Origin of the sequence: Catenulispora pinistramenti, assembly GCF_018274385.1 — a bacterium.
GTDB classification, from domain to species: domain Bacteria; phylum Actinomycetota; class Actinomycetes; order Streptomycetales; family Catenulisporaceae; genus Catenulispora; species Catenulispora pinistramenti.
On sequence record NZ_JAAFYZ010000104.1, the window covers coordinates 18346 to 33684 of the forward strand.

Here is a 15339-nt window from a genome sequence, read left to right on the forward strand (position 1 = left end):
GACGGTGCGAGCCGGGGTCGAAAGTCGGTTTCGGGTACGGCCGGACCGGCAGCGCGACGCGCATGCGCCGGCGGAAGCGGGCGCCGGTGCGGCGTCGGAGGTGAGCTGACGGCTCACGCCGACTCAGGATCATCATCGATCCAGCTGCTGCGGCAGCCCGCCGGGCACAGATCGTCGTCGTAGGTGTCGGTGACGCTCACGAGAGACCATGGACACCAGTCGCCGAGGTCGTTGCGGTGGTCGGCGAATACGCGCGGCAGTTCCTCCGTGAGCTGGTCCACGGCTGCGTTCACCGCGTCTGACACGGCGGCCACGGCCCTCGCCGGTGCAGTGCGCATGCCCGGGTTCGTGGACTGTACGGGGGCGGTGCGGGTCGCTCGCTGGTGCCGGGTCAGCAGGTCGATCACGGCGTCGGTGGGCACGGCCCAGCCCAGTACGTGCCCCTCGTCGTATCCGGCGCTGCTGTAGCGCACAAGTAGCCAGTGCCCAGCGGAGCCGGGCTTCTCCGAGGCGGTGATGCCGAACCAGTGCTTGCGCGGACCGTTCACGGAGACGACCATGCAGAACCCGCCGGTCTGCGCCACATCATGCTCGATGCCGGCTGCGGACAGCGCGGCCGTGATCGGGTCAAGCCCCTGAGAGGTGGCAGCGGCAAGACACGCCTGTCCATAGCTTGGCTCCGCGGAAGGCTCAGAGGCGAAGGATTCGATGATCCAGGAGTCCAGCCCTGCCCCGCTGTTGACCTCCAGCCAGGCCAGAGTGAACCGGGCGTACTCCACCTGCGCCGGGTCCACCTGCTCCGGAAAAAGAGTGCTGGCCAGAGCCATCGCGGCCGGGAAGGCACGCACCGCGTACTCGATCTCGTCCAGCGCCCGCCAGCGCAACGACGCCGGCCACGCGTGCAGATCCACCACCCGGCGGGCAGTCCACTCCAGCGCGGTCGTCGCATCCGAAGCCTTGCCGTCGAAGGCAGCGCCCAGATCCAGGGTGTACATGCGCGGCTCAGGTCCGTGATGGACGGACTCCGACGGATCGTCGGGGCGCCGGATGTTCAGCACGTACACCGGCTCCGGCGCGCGCCAGGTGTTCAGGTTCGCCATGGCGGTAGTGATTCGGGAGGCCATGCATTCCAGCACCTCCCGTACCGCGGCGGCGGTGACGGGCTGCTTGTGCTGGTTGTAGTGGTTGCCGGTGAAGTCGCCGGCCAGGATGGCCATCGTCTGAACGTCCACGCCGGGGATGTCGACCGGCAGGTTGATCCAGCCGCCTTCGCTGTCCTGGGCGGGGCCGTCGGTGACGAAGTAGACGGCACCGGGCAGCAGGTCGGTCTCGACGGCGGCGTGGAAGAGGTCGGCCAGGTATCCGCCGTCGTCGGTGCGCAGCTGCGCACCGGGCTCCAGGCCGAGCCGCCGCATCAGGGCTCGGATGTGGTGCTCGGTGTAGACGGGCATCCGGCCGCTCAGGCACACCGTGCCGGGCAGCTCGGCCGCGACGATGGTCAGTAGCCGCGCCTGCGGTTCGGGTCCGATCGGTGCCCACTCGGCCTCGGGTAGGTGCTCGGTCTCCCGGTCGCCTTTGAACACCTTCAGCGACTGGTCGGCCAGGTCGAAGACGTAGGCGTATTCCTCTGCGAACACTTCGGACCCGGAGCCGGTCATGTCGAAGTCTTCTTCGGCATAGGCGACCCCCACGCCGGGGACGTCCAGGCCGTGGCTGAGGCGCGTCGCCCAGTCGGCGGTGAATGCGGTGTCCGTGGAAAGCAGGGACCAGCCGGCGCGGTGCTTAAGCAGTGTGGTGCGCAGCTGGCCCAGGTCGCGGAAGAAGGTGTTGGTGTAGATGTCGCGCAGCACCGGCAGCCGCCCCTCGGGGTAGCCGTCGGAATGCACGTAGATGCCGGTGATGGACTCGCCGTCGTCGAACGCGACGACGGAGCGGGTACTCACAGATAACTCCCGGAACGGTTGGGGGCATGAAAAAAGCCGCCCGTGCGATATGCGGGCGGCCGCGGGTGGGGCGGGGCTATGCGGCCAGGCTCACGTGGACGTCGGAGTCGTGGTCGACGATGTTGCGGTCCTCATCGAAGGCGTCCCACGCCGCGTCCATCGCGTCGTCCTCGTCGGTGGCCTCGACGGTGTACTGGTAGTCGCGGCGTCGGCTGATCTGTACGGTCCACAGTTTCGGCTCGTCGTCCTCAGGGGCCGGAGTCTGCGGTGGCGTGGCGGGCGGGGCGGAGGCCAGACGGCGGCGGTAGCGGCGGTGGGTGCGGCCCAGCACGGCCCCGAGCGGGAAGCGGGCGGCCAGGGCCAGCATCTCCTCGGCCAGCTGGGCGACCCCGTCGGCATCGGCGCCGTCGGGCGCGCCGCTCTCGGCCTTAACCAACAGTCGGTGCAGATCCTCGCGGCTGATCGGCACGTCGGCCACCGCGAAGGTGGTGGTGCGCTCCCGGGAGTCCACTCCCAACAGTGAGTAGGTGCAGCCGCAGGCGCCGAACGGCTGCGGGTGTAAGCAGGGTCCGGGATACACGATCTCCCCGGGTAGGGTGCGGCAGAAGTCGTAGGCGTCGCGGCCCTGGGTCTGGGCGGTTGCGACCAGCAGCCGCTGTACCGGCGCCTCGGCCGTCTTCGGCTCGGGCTTCAGCTCGGGCTGGCGGGTTTCGGCGTGGAAGTGGTTGAGCCCGGTGTCCAGCAGCCCGAACGGGTCCATGCGCGCGTCGTGGGCGTAGCGCAGCAGGTCGGCGATCATGTCGGAGATGTGCTGTCCCCAATCCGGTAGAGACAACTCCTCGATGCGGTCGAGGCCCTGGTAGTGCTCGATGAGGGCTTCGGCGCGGCGGACGGGGACCGGGACGGCGTGCAGCAGGGGCCAGCCGTCGGCGGCATCCCACTCGATCCGGTTCCGGTAGCTGGTCTTGTCCAGACCGAGCGCGGCGATCAGTTCGCCGCGCAGCCTTTCGACAGAGCGGTGGGCGCCTACGGCCGCCACGGTGCCGGTGCCGTGGATCTGGTAGCTGTAGCAGTCAACGGCCTTCAACAGCGTCCAGTGGTTCACGTCCAGGCGGCGGTGGAGATACGCCGGGGGATCGTCATCGGCGTCGGCGGTGAGGTTGACGGCAGTGTAGTTGGCGTCGGTGAGGATCTGGCCGACCTCGTCCGCCTCGACGCCGTTGGCTAGGTCGCGGTCGCAGATGGCGGTGGTGAGGGCGCGGATGTGTGAGGTGCCCACGATGAACGGGGACGTGTCCATGGCCTGTGAGGGCATGCCGGGGGCCAGGGCGCGGCGGGCCAGAGTTTGTGCAGCCTGGCCGGGCTCGACGTGTGAAGTCGGAGGGGCTGCGAGCATCTCGGAGGCCATGCGGGATTCCGGCAGGAGCCCAGGGTAGATCTTCGTCTGGGACAGGGTGTCCAGGGATGCGGCGGTGACCTTCTCGTCGTCGGCGGCGTACCAGTCGGTGTCGCTGTCGAACCATTCGGTCAGGTCATCGCGGGCCCACTGAAGAAAGGCGTCGCGGAAGGTGGGGCCGGTCAGGGCGGTGGCGTAGAACGAGCCGTCGTCGATGCCGGGCTGGCGGAACAGCATCGTCCACTCGGTGTTCGGGCTGGTGTGCATGCACAGCCTCCGGTGCGCGAGGGGGCAGGGGGATCTGGACTTCGACCAGGTCGGCGCGGCGCAGCGGATGAAGTCGGCAGTACAGGGAGCCGGTGGCCACGGTGCGTTCCTCATCGACGTACAGCACCAGCACCCACTCCTCGGTTTCAGTGCCGAAGAACGTCGCCGCCGTGGGTTTGGGCGCGCCGATATCGAACCCAGCCAGGTCGCCGGCGGTGAACCGCACGCCCGATTCCTCGACGTGATCTGCCTCGGTGTGGACGGCAACCAGGGAGCGCCACCGGTCCCGGATTCGGATCGTGTCATCGGCGAGCAGGTCTGCGGGCCTTACCAGTCCAGCTGTCCACAGCGTGCGGGCGGTCACGGCTGTGCCCCTCCCTGTGTGGTCAGGATGTCTTCGATGATGGCCAGAACCTCGGTTGTGCTGGCGGTGGGGTTGAACAGGCGGCGTGCGGTGGCGGTGTCGATGCCCAGCAGCCGCTGCGCGGTCAGGGATATGCGTGCGCTGTCGGGCAGCGTCTCCGGGCGCACCGCCGAGCTGGTCAGCACGTGACGGCGCCGGGCGTGATCCGCCCGGCAGCGGGCACGGCGCCAGTCGAACCGGCCGCCGGAGAGCACGATCGCCCAGCCCCCGGCGCAGTGCGTAGTGAACGATGCTGTCCCGGTTTTGACCCGGGCTGCCCAGAACCGGTTGTCGTGAAGGTGTGGACGGGTGCGTATCCGGTCGGCGACGTCGAGCAGCAACTGGCGATTGGGCATGAAGTGCTCCTGTGCGGGTGTAGCGGCCGCTGCGGTCACGCGGCAGCCGCGGCGGGTACGTCTGACAGGGCCTGCTCGGGCCCGGATGGCTTCGACCCCGTCTCTGGTTCCGGTGGTGTGGGATCGGTGGCCTGGCCGGGGACGCGTAGCGGCATCATCAGGTAGCGGTAGCCGTCGAAGTCGTCGCAGACAGGGCTGTGGTGTCCGGTCAGCACGGCTGGTTTGGCCGCGATCGTGAAGCCGAAGCGGACGTACCGGGTGTTCAGGGTCTTCAGTCCGTCGATGAGGAAGCCAGGGTTGAACGAGGCGACCAGTGGCGTCTCGCCGGGCCAGGTGGCGCGCACCGGTTCGCTGGCCTGTGCTTCGTCTCCGGCTCCGGCCTCCAGCAGCACGCTGGCGCCGTCGAAGGACAGTCGGATCGGTGAGGTGCGGTCGGCGACCAAGGCAACCCGTTCGACAGCGGCCAGCAGGGCCTTGGTGTCGGCGACGGCCCCGGTGTTCTGCGTCGGGAACAGGGACCGGTATCTGACGTACTCGCTCTTAAGGCAGCGGCCGGTGGTGTGCTGCTCCCCGAAGGCCAGCCCGGCGAGCCCGGCCCGGTGCTCGGCCTGGACGCGGGCCTCGGTGCGCCGGTCAGCAACATCGCGTGCCTTCACCACGTCCGGGTGGCCGTGCCACATCCGAGACTCCAGCTCGGCCAGGGTCTGAAGTGCCTTCGCCTCGGCTGCTGCCTCGGCGCCGGCCTCGTGCTGCCAGGTCAGGCGCAGGTCGCCGACGGCCTTGGCCCAGCGGGTGGCCACGGTCTTGAGGAACTTCGCGGGCAGCAGCGCCGTCCACGTCTCGGCGTCCAGGTCGTCGGGGATCCACGGGACTTCGGCGGTGGCCAGCCGGAACCTGTCGGTGCCGGCGAGCATCAGCGTCTTGCCCTCACCGGTGATCTGGATGCCGGTCAGCATCGGGATCGTGTCGTCACGGCCCACCGAGACGAAGACCCGCTTGATCGCGGCGACCAGTGCCGGGGCATCGACCGTTCCGCCTGCGGCTGGGATGGCGGGCAGCTGCGGGTAGTCCTCGACCGGAAGGGTCTGGAGGGTGTAGCGGGTGGGCCCGGCCTGCACGATCAGCTTGGAGCCTTCAGCGACCAGGGTGACGTGTTCGGCGTCCAGCTTCTTCAGCAGGTCGTGTAGCAGCCTGCCGTGCACCAGCAGCCTGCCCGGCGTGGTCGTGACGGCCGGGATCCGATCCCGTGTGGCGTGGTCGAAGTTCCAGGCGGACAGCGTCAGGTGGCCGCCGGTGGCTTCCAGCACGATCCCGGCCAGCACGGGGGCGGCCGGTCTGGTCGTCAGACTGGCGGCCACCCCGTTGCCCGCGACCAGCAGGGCCTTGCGATCGACGGTGGTGTTGAACTGCGGTGTGGCAGTAGAAGCGCCCGCCGCCTGGTCGGCGGCGGGCGTGGTGAGCTCCAGGGTTGTGGTCAAGCGGGGGTCCTCCATATTGGATGGTCGGGCACGCGGTGTACAGCCGCTGCTGACGTATCGATCGGCGGAACGGCGCCGGCTTGGGGAAGGGCGCTATCCGCCAGGTATCGATCGGCGATCTCGTGCGCCAGCTGCCCCGCCTGGCGCCGGTCTGTGGCATGCAGGCCGGTCGGCGTGCGGACTCGGTCGGTGTAGGTGAACAGCTCGCCGCTGGCGTGCACCCAGTGCACGGCGGTGACCCCGTCGATGACGTATGCGGTGTAGTCGGGGTTGAGGAACCCGAACACGGCGGCCTCCTCAGCGGTTGAATGCGGCGGCCAGCTCCATCGCCCGGATCCCGGAGTCGCCGAGCTTGTGCGCGGCGTCGGGGTCGTCGATGGTCTGGGCCACGGAGGTGACGGCGTGCAGGATCCCGCCGGAGGTGGTCACCCCGCCCTTGATGAAGTGGTTCAGCAGCTCGGCCTGCGCCGCCTTCGGCATCTCCAGGGTCTTGACGACGTACTCGATCGTCTTGGGTGCGTCGGCCACCGGCACCCCGGCGGCGCCGTGCATGGCCTCGATCTTCTTCTGCACGTACTCCGGGGTGAGCCAGTTCGTGACCGCATCGGTAGTCTGCGAGGTCACCAGCGCCTTGAACGCTGCCACCGTGGCCGCTGACGGATCGATTGTGCCGTCGTCCAGCTTGGCCCCGATGTGCGCCCGGGACACGGTGTCCATGGTCTGCACCAGGCCGTTGCCGCACACCTCGGCGCGCAGCCACGGGGCGATGGTGTACTTCCCGGCGCCCACCTCGGAGTTGGAGAACCGGAACCCGGCGCTGATGATCGGCATGTTCTCACCCGTGCGGGACGGGTCGAACGGGGATCGGTACCCGGCCAGCAGGCCGCGGGCGGCCACGGCGATCTGCGGGGCGACGACGGTGACGTACATCCGGGTCTCGGACAGGTCGCAGGAGGTGACCTCGACGTCGACGCCGGCCGCGCGGATCCCGTCCAGGGCGCACAGCAGCACGTCCAGGTTGTCGATGATGCCGTAGCGGGAGGACAGTAGCGCCCGCAGCACCCCGCCGCCGCGCTGCGGATCGACCAGGAGCCGCAGCAGGAAGGACTTGCCGGAGTCCCCTGCATCGGCCAGCCAATGTCCGACGTTCGCCTCCCACAACCCCGGGGCTTCGGTGCGCAGGCGTCGCAGGTACTCCAGCGGGATCTTCAGCTTGGCGGCGATCTGGGACTCGGCGTGCCGGGTCGGGATGTACAGCCCGTCCAGCATTGTCACGCCGTCATCGTCGATGTGCGGCACGGTCTGCGGGATCGACAGCCGGGCGGCGTCGGCGCGCAGCTGGGCGGCCGGGACTACCACGTCCACGGCCTTGGCGGCCTGCTCCGTCAGCATGTCGAACAGCGTGTTCAGGTCGGAGTTGCGCAGCGTCAACCCCGCAGCCGGGGGCGGCGCGGGACGGTCGAGCACAGCGAAATCGGTCATCGATAACAGAGTCCTTTGATAGGCGGTGTGTCTCTGTGCTTCATTGGCCGCAGTGCGACGAGACGTATGTCCTTCTGGCAGGTCGGGGTGTGGTTGACGGCTTGACTTAGCAGACTGTCGACACAGTGCGTCGCAATGGTCTTCAATGGGTTCGTCAGCCTCTGCGCGCCCCGCGCGCAGCCCTAGTTGCGACTCGCTCCGCATGGGGGTCCGGCGCGACCGGCAAGGCCGGTGGCGCTGGTAGCAGTCGGCATCCGAGCCGGCGGCGACCCGCAACCGAAGGGAGCGGCTGATGGCCGATCGAAGTGAAGAGGAGAAGGACCGCCGCTGGCGCGTTCTCGGCGTGATTGGTTCATTCGTCGATGCAGCTGCGCGGCTGGCTGAGCTTCTGCTCCGCCGCTGATTGGTGAAGGTCCGTCCGGGTCGACCCCCTGGCCGCGGACGGACCGCCTTATGTTGGTCACGCCCAGGCTGGTCTCAGCGGCCGGGGTAGAACGCGACCGGCCCCTGCACCGTCTGCACCGTCGGGCCCGCGTCGGTGCGGTAGATGACGGTCACGTTGTAGAACCCGCGGGGCGGGGCCCAGGCGTCCATGGCGTCGCAGAACCGGCCGTCGAAGTACTCCGGCGTGCGGCCGGTCTCGGTGTTGCTGGCCCCGGGCACCGGGACCGCCCGGCCGTGCACGACCCGGTTGAGCTGCACCGTGCATGAGCGGACCCGGCCCGAGGCGTGGTTGATCCGCCCGTCGGGGTCGAGCCCGGTGATGCCCTCCCCACCGAACGTCCCGTCCGGCAGCGGCCCGTCGCAGGCGTCGGATTCAGCTCCGCCGTGCCAGTAGGCCCCGGCGTGCGCCGACCGGCACGAGTACGAATTGGCGGTGTGCGGCCCGCTCGGTGCCTGCGGCACGGTAGCGGTGACTGTGCTGGCCAACAGCACAGCGGCGGTGATGCCCAGGATGCTCACCCCAGCCACCCCCGCCGCCACAGTGCCGAGAAGGCCAGGTATCCGGTGGAGACGGCCCCTGCGGTGAGGACCCGGGCCGGTCCGTGCAGCAGGCACAGCGCCCACCACCCGGTGTAGGCCGTGTACACGGCGGCCACCCCGGTCAGGAACTGCCCCAGCCGGGTGGGGGGACGACGGCGCCGGGGCCGCGCGACCATCTTCGCGGCGGCGGTTCGGACCTTCACCAGTACTGGCGCGGCCGGTATGGCCTCGGCCGGTTCTGCGGACATGGCAGACATCAGCAACTCCCATCAGGAAGCGGTGGCAGACGACACGGGGTGGAGACGCGGCACGGCCCGGACCTGCCGGTACGGGGCAGATCCGGGCCGCACTGCCTTCCCGCCCGCTTCAGCGGCGGCCGGTCAGGTGCTCGGGGCTATCACCACCGCAGGGTTCGGATGCCCCTGCGCTATCACCCGCACGATCTTGATGATGTTGGGGTACACCGCGAGGTTGTCGTGCCGGGTCCCACGTATCTGGACCTGGTACACCCCGCCGTACATCAGCTGGTCGAACAGCACCCGCGAGTTCAACTTGTGTGCGGTGACCTCGTCACGGTCGGCGAACACCCCGGCGTCGGTGTATATCCGCCAGGTGCAGGAGGCAGTGCTGGTGGTCGGGGTGGGGCAGTCGGCCCGCTTGTTCAGGACGGTGATGGTCACCGTGGCCTGGCTCGCGGCCCGGTGGTGCTGGATCGCCTTGTAGACGGCGGCGATGATGACCAGGACCACAACCACGGTAGTGATCGCTATCGCGGCTATGGCCCATCGCTGGCGGCGCGTCACTGTCGCGTCGGCCAAGAGGTTCCTCCCAAGGGGCCGGGGGGTCCGTGCCGGCTGGCACGCGGTACCGCCCCGGCGCGGTGTCGAGGCGGTGCCGCGCCGTCAGCCGAGCGGGTCAGGCCAGCTGGACCGGCTCGCCACTGCGCCAGTCGGTGACCGTGTTGGACCGGCCCAGGTCCCTGTCGAAGTACAGCTCGGCGAACAGCGTGTCTACGAGGCGCACTCCGTGTTTGGCCAGGGCCTGGATGAAGGGCTCCAGGGTGTAGAACTCTCCCTGGTCACGGCCCAGCCACACCGGCTCGGTGTCAGATCCGCTGGGCGGGTTAATCATCAGGAAGTAGGTCTTCATCGGCTGGTCCCACCCGGCCACGGTTTCGGTGCCGGGCTCGGCTCCATCGGGGTTCGGAAGCAGGTGACGGCTCAACACGTTCTCCTTCTGTACTTCAGGGGTTTGGTGCTGCTGTGATCGCTCCGGCGCCGGGGGCGTCGCTCGTGATCAGCGGACGAGTCGCAAGCCGTGGGAGTGGCGTGGTGCGTGGCGGGGCCGGGTAATTTCGGCGATCAGCATCCGCAGCTCGGCCAGCGTGTTGCCCGGGTTGAACAGCAGCCAGCCCTGGTCCCCGGTCAGGTCCAGGACTTCCACAGCGGCGTCCCACACCTGCACCGACCGGCTGTCCAGCCGCACCCACCGCGATGGCAGCACGTCGTACCCGGCCAGCTCGACGGCGATGGCGGCGAAGCAGCGCTGCCAGGAGTCCTGTCTCCACCGTTGCGGGTTGTCCTGGATGTACGCCAGCGTGGCGCGCAGCCCGTGAACATCGGCCACGGCTCAGCCCTCTCGCACCGGCAGCGGCTCCCCGCTACGCCAGTCCAGGTTCGGCGCGTTCGCCGAGGACACGGTCAGCTTCTCCAGCCGCAGCCGCGCCACCAGCACTACCGGGATGCGGATCTCGGCGTCGGCCAGGATCGTGGCCAGCCAATCCGCGTGCAGGATCTCCTGCTCGGTGCCCCCGGCGACCGGCCTTGCCACGCCGTCGGGGTACACGAAGTCACAGAAGTAGGTCCGCAGCTCCGGATCCCACCCGACCACGGTCACGGCGTCGGGGTGTTCGTGGATCGAGTTCGCTATCAGGTGGCGGCTCACACACCGTCCTTTCTGCACAGGGGGGCAGAAACGCCGACGGGCCGCGCGGAATGCGCGACCCGTCGAGGCGTTGTGGCAGCAGGTGTCAGGCGGTGACCTTCACGCCCTTCACCGGGAGGTTGTTGATCTTCTTCAGGTCGAACTCGGCGACCGGCTCGGCGGTCTCCGGCTCGTCCGCGACCGGCGTGTCCAGCAGTGCACTGATGAGACGCTCGGGCAGGTCCAGGTTCGTCAGCGCCGTCTTGGCCTTCTTCGCGTCGCCGCCGGTCGCCGTGTCCAGCGCCGAGGCCAGCAGGTACACCACCGACTCCCGCATCTGCTCGGCCCTCTCCACCACGACGTCCAGGCGGGTCAGCGGGTCCACCGCCGCCTTCCCACGCGCCGGCTTCTTCACCTCCCGGCCGTACCCGGACGCCATCGCCTCGATCAGGTCGTCCAGCTCCTCGGCCAGCGCCGGGCCGGGCTCGGTCTCAGCCAGGATCGCCGCCACCGCCCGCTTGTCGCCGATCTTCACCAGGGACAGGAGCCGCGACAGCGACGGCACCGCCTCGGCCAGCAGGTCGGTGTCGTCCAGGAAGGCCTGGGTCTGGCGGATGGTCTGGTAGACGCTGGTCCCGCCGTCGGCGGCCAGGGTGATCTCCAGGTTCTTCACGGACGCGGCCATGTTCTCTCCCTTAATGGTGGTGGTGTGTTTCGACTTGCGGCGGAACCAGGTACGGAGCCCCATGTCACGGCTCCCTTCGGCAGCAGGCGGATATCGGGGCCGGGCTCACAGGTCCTCGACCTCGGACAGGTCCCAGATCGCGGCGATCTGCTCACCGGTGGCGGCGTCACGCACCACGAACCCGGACGACCCCGGCGTGATCACGTAGCGGCGGCTGCCGTCGGTGACGGTCCAGAACAGACGGGACTCATGGATCTCGATGGACATGGCGGAACCCCTTGCGGAGACAGAACTCGGATGTGCGCGGGCCTGGCCGGAGCGGCCTCCCATGTGCGCAGGACAACGGCGGCCCCGCAGGACACGCCTGGCACCTCGAACCGCTACGACTGCGGACCCAGGTCGGCGGGAGACAACCGGCCCCGCCCGGCCGGACAAACAGATCAGGACGCCAACGCCCAGCCGGCCTGGCCCACCGGGATCGAGTGCACCCGCACCGAGCACACCCGGGCACGGGACTGCGCCCACGGCTCCGGTGCGCCCCACCCGCCGTAGCGGATGATGTCGCGCACCGCCCGGACCCGCGCCGTCTCGTTGGCGTCCTCGGCGAACAGGCACGGCAGACACGCCGTCCCCTCACACAGCTCACCGTGCACGCACGTCGCGCGCCCCGCAGCGGCGAACCACCGGCGGGAGGCCTCCATCACCTCCAGGTGCGCCACCGTCAGCAGATGCGCGTCCCACCCGGTCGCGGACCGGGTCAGCCACTGCTGACGCAGGCCACCCAGACGGCCGCCCAACGCACGGACGGCCCGCGTCCGCTCAGCACGCGGACCCGAGGCGCCCACACCGCCACCGAACCGACGGCGGCGCTTCACACGCTTGGACACGACAAACTCCCAACTCACACAGGACGGGGGTCCCGGCATGCTCGGCGCGCCGCAGCACGCGACGGGTCGAGGAACGATGCAGGGATGACGGTGTTGTCACGCCACGAGGCGTGTCACCAGAACGGTCACGGGGTCGGGCTGTCCGTGGTGGCCTGGCTCGTCGGCGGTGCCGGTGGGACGAGTCCGTGCCCGGACAGCAAGTACGCCAGGCTGGCCAGGCCAGCGGCAATGAACAGGGCGGCGGACACGCGGAAGATGATGTCTTCGTTGCCGTCGGGGCCGTTCACCGGTGTGTCTCCGGGCGCCACACGGCGGCGTCACACAGATCGGTGGCCGTCTTCACACCGTCACAGCCAGCACAGCCGTGGGCGGGGTCCACGCGGCTGCCTTGCGCAGCAGCCGCGCGACTTCGGCGGTGGTGCGGCCTTCCTCGTCGTTCCAGGAGATGAAGGTGGTGGCGTAGAACGCCATCATGTAGGCGATCAGGTGCGCCAGGGCGGCGCTGATGCGCGGGTTGGTGAGGAAGTCGTCCGGGATCGGGTGGCCGGTGATACCGGTGTTGAGGCCGCCGACGCCGCAGACGCAGGCCTTGCCCGGGGGGATGTCCTCGGCCTGGACCTGGTCGTAGTTGTAGAAGGCGCGCTGGTGCAGGCCGTTGGCCAACACGATGCGGGCGCCGTTGCGCAGGTCTATTCGGACCTGCGCGAGGGGATCGGTCATGGGTGCTCCCGTAGCCGGGGTGCGACCGGGGATCGGTGCGCATCCCGCACCGTCGGGACAGCGGGGTCCGGGCGGTGCGGGGCGCGCGCCGCTCACTTGCCGATGCGCACGGCGTAGGACTCGGCGGCGGAGACGATCCGCTTGGCCAGCACCGACGGGTACTGCGACGTCGGGACCTTGTTCACGCGGGGGTGCAGGGCGCCGTACACGTCGAAGTCGCGGCCATCCAACCTCGCGGTGGGTTCGACGCCGCGTCCCCCGGCGGACAGGACCAGGCGGTGGTTGCGGTACTTGCCGGTGCGGTGCCGCATCTTGAACAGCAGGTCCAGGCACCACATGCCGGTGGTGTCGTCGAAGGTGAAGCGGGCGCTGCCGATGGTGGCGGTGCGCTCACCCGGCAGCGGGTGCGGGTTGTGGGTCATGGCGCGCGCGGTGCGCTGCGCGAATCCGGCGGCGCGGGGCGCGTCGTCCGGGAGTTTGGCCAACAGGTCGAAGGTGCGTATGGCGGACACGGGTCCTCCGTGATGTTCGGGGGTTGGGGAAGCGTGCGGGCCCGCCGCATCGTTGGCGGCGGGCCCGAAGCATGTGGTTTGCGGCTGTCCGTCACAGGCCGCGTCGCGCGCCGGTTTGTGTCGGGCGCGCTGCACGTTGGTTTGTTTTCGTACCGCTCTCGCGGCGCAGGGGGTGAGTCCGTTGATCCGGAACCGTCCTAGAGACAGGGGTTTCACGCGGTAGTCCGCGTCCCTTTAAGCGACGGTTCGGGCACGTGGTGGCGCTCCGCATTGCTACGGCGCGGCGCATGATGCGCGGCGGCGGTGAATTCCTTCACCGGCGCGCCCGGTCCCGTTCCCTGTCATGTCCCGATGACCTCGACCCGAAGCTATATTTCTCCGGGGACCAGAGCCGTCCCGCAACGTATGCGCAGGTCAGATGCTTCACGGCGTACCCTGGCCGTCCCCTGGTGGTGCGTCCGTTTCTGGCAGTCGGCGCGCAGGTCACCGGGGGGTGACGTGTTTTCCCCCGCCCTGACTCGCGGGGTAGATGTGGTGCAGGTAGTGCGAGGTGCCTAACGAGGTGCCCTACGAGGTGCTGTGTTCGGCGGGCCGCAGTTCCGGCCGCCGACCGGTGGCGGGCGGGATGTCCCGCGCGCCCCGGTCCGGCGTCCGGCGTCTACTGCGCGCCTGCCCCCATGTCCCGCCGTGCTGCCTGGTCGCCTGCGACCGCGATCCCCGCACCACGCTGACGGTTCCGCTCCGCCACACGGAAGGCGCGTTCGTCCGCGTCCAGCTGGCGCCGCTGCTCCGGGGTGAGGCTGCGCCGGAACGCCTTCTCCGCGTCAGCCGTACGCCCGGATGCCGGACGCGCCGCACGGGTGGTGCGTACTGCCGGGGCGGGGGTGAGGTCCGTCCGGTCCGGCGTCACGTCGGACTGGACCCGGACCGTCTCCGCGCCCTGACACAGCGCGGTTCCGTCCCAGTGGTGCCACTGCCGGACAGGACGGGTGTGCGCCCAACCGATGCGCCCGCCGTTGTCCCGCTGAGTCTCGGTCCCGCCGGTCGCAGTCTTCGCCACCCGCGCACCGCACCCGGAGCACGCCAGGTATGCGGTCACCGTCTCCACCTTGCGGCGGGCCGTGGCGATCTGCTTCGACACCTGCGTTACCGGACGGGTGGCCCGGACGTTCCGGCCGTGGTTGTCCGGCTCCAGATCCCGCCGCCCGTCCGACCCCGTGAGGTCCCGCGACCGCTGGCCGCGCGCCTTGTCGTCTGTGACATTGCGCTGCGCCCGCACTCGCTTCTCACGGGTGCCGCTACCGGTGACCTGGGGTGCGCGTTGCTGTTCGCGTTCGTTCACGACCCGCACCGCCTGTTCCCACGTAAGCGCCTTCATGATCACCGCCTCCCCTCTCGCTTGCCGTTCCCCGCCGGTCCGTTCCGGCGACGTCCCAAAGAGTCCATTAGATGTCCCAGGTAGTCAAGTCTTCCAGGTCAGAACCCTTACCGCGCGCCATCGCGAGCCCACGTCCGCCCCGCCCGCGCGCCGCGTGCCGTGTGCCGTCCGCGACCCCGATGCAAGATCAAAGAGTGCGTAAGGCAGGGGACTGATATAGCCTGCGGCCAGCGCGAATCAAGATCACCGCGCCTCATTCGATCTTGTTCTTGTTATTAGGGGGTTTATGGATGGTGCGGGCTCCCGGGATTTTTGACCCCCTGGAGATCAATTTATAAGGACCTTGATTTAACAGCGTCTTGTCTGACCTGCGGAGAATCGTTTGTGCTCGTTCTCGGCACTCCGTACCCTCTTGATCGGCGGCCATCGGTGTGCCCAGATGCGCACGACCGCCCCATCTATCCCCGGACCTACTGACCGCCGTGACTCCCATGTGAGCGGCGGCCGGCAGCGGTCTGTCTCCCCTGGTTCACCTCGCCCCGTGCTGCGGGGCGGTGCTTTGCGCTGTCCGGAAGGGATCCAAGCGATGACGACGATGACGGCGCAGCCGCGGCTTGCGGCACTGATCGGCGAGCTGCCGCCCTGGATGTCCTACGGGGCGTGCCGGGATGAGGACCCGGATCTGTTCTTCGGCGCCGACCCCGGGTTCGGCTGCTACGGCGAACGCAAAGCAGCCCGTGTCGCCCGGGAGAAGGCGGCGAAGGCCGTGTGCGCTGCCTGCCCGGTTCGCGAGTCCTGCCTGGAGTTCGCGATGACGACCCCCGAGCACGACGGCGTCTGGGGCGGGCTGACGGACAAGGAGCGCCGACGGATGCGCCGGGCCACGCTGCGGAAGCCCACCCCCTCTACCTGACCAAGCCCCTCC

Annotated in this window: 21 protein-coding genes; 1 reads left to right on the forward strand and 20 read right to left on the reverse strand. The window is 69.3% G+C overall.

Features of this window, described 5'->3' with window-relative positions; genetic code table 11:
- Window positions 1–113: 113 nt before the first annotated feature.
- The 20 genes from KGQ19_RS26800 to KGQ19_RS26890 form a co-directional block, all read right to left on the reverse strand.
- Window positions 114–1943, reverse strand: a complete 1830-nt coding sequence (locus KGQ19_RS26800; protein WP_212013369.1) for a hypothetical protein — start codon at window positions 1941–1943, stop codon at window positions 114–116.
- Between the two features lie 76 nt (window positions 1944–2019).
- Complete coding sequence (locus KGQ19_RS26805; RefSeq protein WP_438801881.1) at window positions 2020–3576, reverse strand: DUF7715 family protein; 1557 nt, start codon at window positions 3574–3576, stop codon at window positions 2020–2022.
- Window positions 3476–3970, reverse strand: coding sequence for a hypothetical protein (locus KGQ19_RS53475; protein ID WP_438801880.1), 495 nt, complete (start codon window positions 3968–3970; stop codon window positions 3476–3478). Before KGQ19_RS53475 ends, KGQ19_RS26805 begins: the two co-directional genes overlap by 101 nt.
- Window positions 3967–4365: a hypothetical protein gene (locus tag KGQ19_RS26810; protein WP_212013376.1), complete on the reverse strand. Its 399-nt coding sequence runs from the start codon at window positions 4363–4365 to the stop codon at window positions 3967–3969. Before KGQ19_RS26810 ends, KGQ19_RS53475 begins: the two co-directional genes overlap by 4 nt.
- A gap of 35 nt (window positions 4366–4400) precedes the next feature.
- A complete protein-coding gene (locus KGQ19_RS26815) occupies window positions 4401–5843 on the reverse strand; it encodes a DNA polymerase III subunit beta (protein WP_212013378.1) in 1443 nt (480 codons plus the stop codon).
- On the reverse strand, window positions 5840–6130 hold the full coding sequence (locus tag KGQ19_RS26820) for a hypothetical protein (RefSeq protein WP_212013380.1): 291 nt from the start codon (window positions 6128–6130) through the stop codon (window positions 5840–5842). The genes KGQ19_RS26815 and KGQ19_RS26820 overlap by 4 nt, the downstream gene beginning before the upstream one ends.
- Before the next feature lie 10 nt (window positions 6131–6140).
- Window positions 6141–7325 carry a hypothetical protein gene (locus KGQ19_RS26825; protein ID WP_212013382.1) on the reverse strand — a complete coding sequence of 395 codons (1185 nt, stop codon included), beginning with the start codon at window positions 7323–7325 and terminating at the stop codon, window positions 6141–6143.
- Between the two features lie 477 nt (window positions 7326–7802).
- On the reverse strand, window positions 7803–8288 hold the full coding sequence (locus KGQ19_RS26830; protein WP_212013384.1) for a hypothetical protein: 486 nt from the start codon (window positions 8286–8288) through the stop codon (window positions 7803–7805).
- The gene (locus KGQ19_RS26835) at window positions 8285–8566 is read right to left on the reverse strand and encodes a hypothetical protein (RefSeq protein ID WP_212013386.1); all 282 of its coding nucleotides are present in this window, start codon (window positions 8564–8566) and stop codon (window positions 8285–8287) included. The genes KGQ19_RS26830 and KGQ19_RS26835 overlap by 4 nt, the downstream gene beginning before the upstream one ends.
- Window positions 8567–8689: 123 nt before the next feature.
- A complete protein-coding gene (locus KGQ19_RS26840) occupies window positions 8690–9127 on the reverse strand; it encodes a hypothetical protein (protein WP_212013388.1) in 438 nt (145 codons plus the stop codon).
- 97 nt (window positions 9128–9224) lie between these two features.
- Entirely contained in the window at window positions 9225–9533 is a 309-nt protein-coding gene (locus KGQ19_RS26845; protein WP_212013390.1) for a hypothetical protein, read from the reverse strand.
- Between the two features lie 72 nt (window positions 9534–9605).
- Window positions 9606–9935: a hypothetical protein gene (locus KGQ19_RS26850; RefSeq protein ID WP_212013392.1), complete on the reverse strand. Its 330-nt coding sequence runs from the start codon at window positions 9933–9935 to the stop codon at window positions 9606–9608.
- Between the two features lie 3 nt (window positions 9936–9938).
- Window positions 9939–10253, reverse strand: a complete 315-nt coding sequence (locus tag KGQ19_RS26855; RefSeq protein ID WP_212013395.1) for a hypothetical protein — start codon at window positions 10251–10253, stop codon at window positions 9939–9941.
- A gap of 85 nt (window positions 10254–10338) precedes the next feature.
- Window positions 10339–10980 (reverse strand): hypothetical protein, encoded by a 642-nt coding sequence (locus KGQ19_RS26860; protein ID WP_212013397.1) that lies wholly within the window; start codon window positions 10978–10980, stop codon window positions 10339–10341.
- A gap of 42 nt (window positions 10981–11022) precedes the next feature.
- Entirely contained in the window at window positions 11023–11184 is a 162-nt protein-coding gene (locus tag KGQ19_RS26865; protein ID WP_212013399.1) for a hypothetical protein, read from the reverse strand.
- Between the two features lie 173 nt (window positions 11185–11357).
- The gene (locus KGQ19_RS26870) at window positions 11358–11804 is read right to left on the reverse strand and encodes a hypothetical protein (RefSeq protein ID WP_212013401.1); all 447 of its coding nucleotides are present in this window, start codon (window positions 11802–11804) and stop codon (window positions 11358–11360) included.
- A gap of 125 nt (window positions 11805–11929) precedes the next feature.
- On the reverse strand, window positions 11930–12091 hold the full coding sequence (locus KGQ19_RS26875; RefSeq protein ID WP_212013403.1) for a hypothetical protein: 162 nt from the start codon (window positions 12089–12091) through the stop codon (window positions 11930–11932).
- 52 nt (window positions 12092–12143) lie between these two features.
- Window positions 12144–12524 carry a DUF6197 family protein gene (locus tag KGQ19_RS26880; protein WP_212013405.1) on the reverse strand — a complete coding sequence of 127 codons (381 nt, stop codon included), beginning with the start codon at window positions 12522–12524 and terminating at the stop codon, window positions 12144–12146.
- Between the two features lie 92 nt (window positions 12525–12616).
- Window positions 12617–13036, reverse strand: coding sequence for a hypothetical protein (locus KGQ19_RS26885; RefSeq protein ID WP_212013407.1), 420 nt, complete (start codon window positions 13034–13036; stop codon window positions 12617–12619).
- A 658-nt stretch (window positions 13037–13694) separates the two neighbouring features.
- Window positions 13695–14414: a hypothetical protein gene (locus KGQ19_RS26890; RefSeq protein ID WP_212013409.1), complete on the reverse strand. Its 720-nt coding sequence runs from the start codon at window positions 14412–14414 to the stop codon at window positions 13695–13697.
- 586 nt (window positions 14415–15000) lie between these two features.
- Between KGQ19_RS26890 and KGQ19_RS26895 the strand changes: the two genes are divergently transcribed.
- Window positions 15001–15327, forward strand: a complete 327-nt coding sequence (locus tag KGQ19_RS26895) for a WhiB family transcriptional regulator (RefSeq protein WP_212013411.1) — start codon at window positions 15001–15003, stop codon at window positions 15325–15327.
- The last annotated feature ends 12 nt before the right edge of the window (window positions 15328–15339 follow it).